This window comes from Corallococcus terminator (assembly GCF_003611635.1).
Classification (GTDB): domain Bacteria; phylum Myxococcota; class Myxococcia; order Myxococcales; family Myxococcaceae; genus Corallococcus; species Corallococcus terminator.
Window position 1 is genome coordinate 1 of sequence record NZ_RAVZ01000538.1, and the last position, 3,751, is coordinate 3,751.

The window sequence follows — 3,751 nt, forward strand, 5'->3', positions numbered from 1 at the left end:
CCAACGGGGGGGGCGGGAGGCCCGCGTCTTGCGAGGGTGGGACCGGCGTCCCCATCTTTCGCGCAGCGTCCCCTCCCACCGAGGCTGCCATGAATGAACTGACGAAGAAGCTCGCGCTCGTGCGCGCCAGCCTGGGGGAGCACGGCCTGGGGGCCCTCCGGCTGCGGGGCCTGGACTGGTTCGCGTGGATGACCTGTGGCGGCTCCAGCGCGGTCCTCCTCGCGGCGGAGACGGGCGTCGCGGAGGTGCTCGTCACCGCCGGGGGCGCATGGGCCCTCACCGACAACATCGAAGCGGAGCGGCTGGCGAAGGAGGAGCTGCCCGAAGGCCTGACGGTGTGGTCGCATCCGTGGACGGACAGTGCGCGGCGGGAGGCCTTCGTGAAGGAGCACGGCGGTCCGGGGCCGGTGGGCTCGGATCGTCCCGTCGCGGGCGAGGTGTCGCTTCCCGAGAGTCTGACGCGCGCCCGCGCCTCGCTCCTGCCGGAGGAACTCGAACGGTATCGCAAGCTCGGAAGGGACGCCGCCTCGGCCATGACCGATGTGCTGCTCGCCGCGCGCCCGGAGTGGACAGGCTTCGAACTGGCGGGTGCGGGGGCCGAGGCGCTCTGGGCGCGCGGCATCCACCCCGCGCTCACCCTGGTGGGCGACGAGCGCCGCCTCCCGGTGTACCGCCACGCCACCGCGTCCCGGAACCCGCTCGGCGGCCGGGCGATGCTCGTCTTCTGTGGCCGCAGGCACGGGCTCTTTGCCAGCCTCACCCGCTTCGTCTACTTCCGGCCCCCGTCCGAGGAGGAGCGCCGGTGGGTCGCGGATGTGGCCCGGGTGGAGGCCGCCGCGCTCCAGGCCAGTCGGCCCGGCGCCACGCTGGGCCAGGTCTACGCGGCGCTCGTCCGGGCCTACGCCGCCGCCGGCCATCCCGGCGCGGAGGCGCTGCACCACCAGGGCGGCTCCTGCGGCTACCTCTCCCGGGACATCATCGCGCGCCCCGACACGGCGGTGGTGCTCCAGCCCCACAACGCGGTGGCGTGGAACCCCTCGCTGCCCGGCGCGAAGATCGAGGACACCGCCGTGGTGTCGGACGCGGGCGTGGAGCTGCTCACCGTGGATCCGCGCTGGCCCACGGTGCGGGTGGAGGGGCTCGCGCGGCCGGACATCCTCGTGCGCTAGGCCTGGGAGCACCCGCCGTGAGAGGCATTCCAGGGCAGGCTCTCCTTTTTCCGAGCCCTGAACCCGGTAGGGATTGACGCGCGGCGGATGGGCATGGGCAAGACAAGCCGGTTCTGCCCGCGCGTCCGCCATGGAGATCCGCTAGAAGCAACTCCGTGCAGACACCCTCTCCATCGCCCCGCGGTGCCTTCGCGGCCTCTCCGCTAGCGCTCTGGCTGATGTGTCTGGCCTTGTTTGGCATCTACTCCGTGAGCCGGGTGCGGATGCAGACGGACTCGCTGTGGTCCATTCCCTCCGCGGCCAGCATCCTCCACGACGGCAACACCGACCTGGACGAGTTCCGGCCCACGTTCATGCCCGACACGGACTATGCGCGCAACGAGGCTGGTGGCCACACGTACTACGCGTACCCGCCGGGCGTGATGGTCTCCGCGCTCCCGTTCGTGGCCGCCGCCGAAGGGCTCTTCTCCCTGATGCGGCCGGTGCTGTCCCACCTGGGGGCGTTCGGTGCCGAAGCGCTGGCCTGGCTGGAGTTGTTCCAGCGCACCGGTTGGGTGGACCTGGGCGCCTACAACCGCACCGAACAGCTCATCGCCTCGTTCTACGTCTGCGCCGCGGCGGCGGTGCTCCTCATCACCCTGCGCAGGCGGGTGTCCCCGGGCGCGGCGCTCGTCACCGTGCTGCTCTTCGGACTGGGCACCACGGCGTTCTCCACCGCCAGCCGCGTGCTCTGGCAGCACGGGCCCGGCCTGCTCACCATCGCCTGCATCATGCTGCTGCTGGCCCGGCCCGCGCAGACCGCGCGCACCGCGTTCCTGCTGGGCCTCTGGGTCGCGCTCGCCTACGTCTGCCGGCCCACGCACTCCCTCAGCGTCCTCGTCGTCACCGGCTTCATGGCGCTGAAATACCGGCGCCAACTGCCGGCCTACTTCGCGGGCGCGGTGCTCGTGGCGATTCCCTTCTGTGCCTACAACCTGTCTGTCCATGGCGCGGTGCTGTCGCCCTACTACCGGCATCCGTTGGATCCGCTCGCCAGCCGGTTCTTCATGGCCCTGGCCGCCAACCTCGTCAGCCCCTCGCGCGGCCTGTTCGTCTTCTCTCCGTTCCTGGTGCTGGGCGTCGTGGGCTTCGTCCAGCGGTGGCGCCGCCGGGCCCTGGAGCCCTACGAGGTCGTCTTCGCCATCATCCTGGTCCTGCACTGGATGGTCATCTCCTCCTTCGCCATCTGGTGGGCCGGGCACTCCGTTGGCCCGCGCTTCTTCACCGACGCGCTGCCGTACCTCGTCTACTTCCTCGCGTACCCCGTGCAGAGCGTGCTGGAGGCCCCGTCGCGGCACCGCGTCCTCGCGGGCGTGCTCACCGTGACGGCGGTGTTCAGCGTGCTCGTCCACTGGCGCGCCTCCAACTCCTATGACGTCCACGCCTGGAACTCCCTCCCGGCGGACGTGGACCGCGACCCCTCGCGCGCCTGGGATTGGAAGGATGCGCAGTTCCTGCGCGCCATCCCCGCCCGCTACCGGTGAAGGGGAGGGAGTGACGCTGCCGGACATCCGCACCGCCGCGCGCGCGTAGGCCGGTGCGGGACGTGCGATAGGCTTCCCCGCTGTCCGCCGCGCGCGGTGTTCCTCGCGGCGAAGAAGGAAGCCCGTGCGTCCCATCCTGCTCTGCCTGCTGCTGCCCGCGCTCGCCACCGCCGCCGCCCCGAAGGCGGAGGACCCCTTCGTCTTCCAGGGCGTGGAGCGCATCGTCGCCGTCGCGGATGTCCACGGCGACGTGGAGGCCTTCAAGGAGGTGCTCCGGCTGGCGGGCCTCATCGACGCGAAGGACCACTGGATTGGCGGCAAGGCGCACCTCGTGCAGACCGGCGACCTTCCCGACCGGGGGGACCACACCCGCGACGCCTTCGAGCTGCTCATGCGCCTGGAGCCCGAGGCCCGCAAGGCCGGTGGCCGCGTGCACGCGCTCCTGGGCAACCACGAGTGCATGAACATGCGCGGAGACCTGCGCTACGTCACCCCGGGCGAGCTCGCCTCCTTCGCCGACCAGTCGCCCACCGCGGACGGCCCGGGCGAGCCCCGGGGCACCCACGGCCACGCCGCCGCCTACGCCCCGGACGGCCGCTATGGCCAGTGGCTGCGCAAACACCCCGCCGTCATCCGCGTCAACGACACGCTCTTCATGCACGGGGGGCTTTCCCCCAGCGTCCCGGGCACGACGCTGGAGGCCGTGAACCGCTGGGTGTGGCAGGACCTGACGCCGGGCCAGCCGCCGGGCGGCGCCGTGGACCCCAACGGCCCGGTGTGGTTCCGGGGCTACGCCACCGACGAGGAAGCGAAGTGGGACGCGGGCCTCACGCAGGTGCTGGAGCGCTTCGGCGCCCGCCGCATGGTGATGGGCCACACCCCCACGAAGGACGGTCGCCTCAACGTCCGCTTCTCAGGTCGCGTCATCATCATCGACACCGGGCTCTCCACCCACTACGGCCGCCACCTGGCCGCGCTGGAGCTGCGCGGTGACCGCGTCACCGCCCTCTACCCGGAGGGCCGCGTGCCCCTGCTCCCCGTCCCCAAGGACTCCGCCGC

3 protein-coding genes are annotated in these 3,751 nt (G+C 72.0%); all 3 read left to right on the forward strand.

The features are described 5' to 3' along the window. Nucleotides 1-89: 89 nt before the first annotated feature. On the forward strand, nucleotides 90-1,169 hold the full coding sequence (locus tag D7V88_RS39650; RefSeq protein WP_120545701.1) for a M24 family metallopeptidase: 1,080 nt from the start codon (nucleotides 90-92) through the stop codon (nucleotides 1,167-1,169). A gap of 155 nt (nucleotides 1,170-1,324) precedes the next feature. After that, nucleotides 1,325-2,692, forward strand: coding sequence for a hypothetical protein (locus D7V88_RS39655; protein ID WP_147449080.1), 1,368 nt, complete (start codon nucleotides 1,325-1,327; stop codon nucleotides 2,690-2,692). A gap of 124 nt (nucleotides 2,693-2,816) precedes the next feature. Next, the coding region (locus tag D7V88_RS39660; protein WP_120545703.1) for a metallophosphoesterase at nucleotides 2,817-3,751 on the forward strand (935 nt) is incomplete at its 3' end.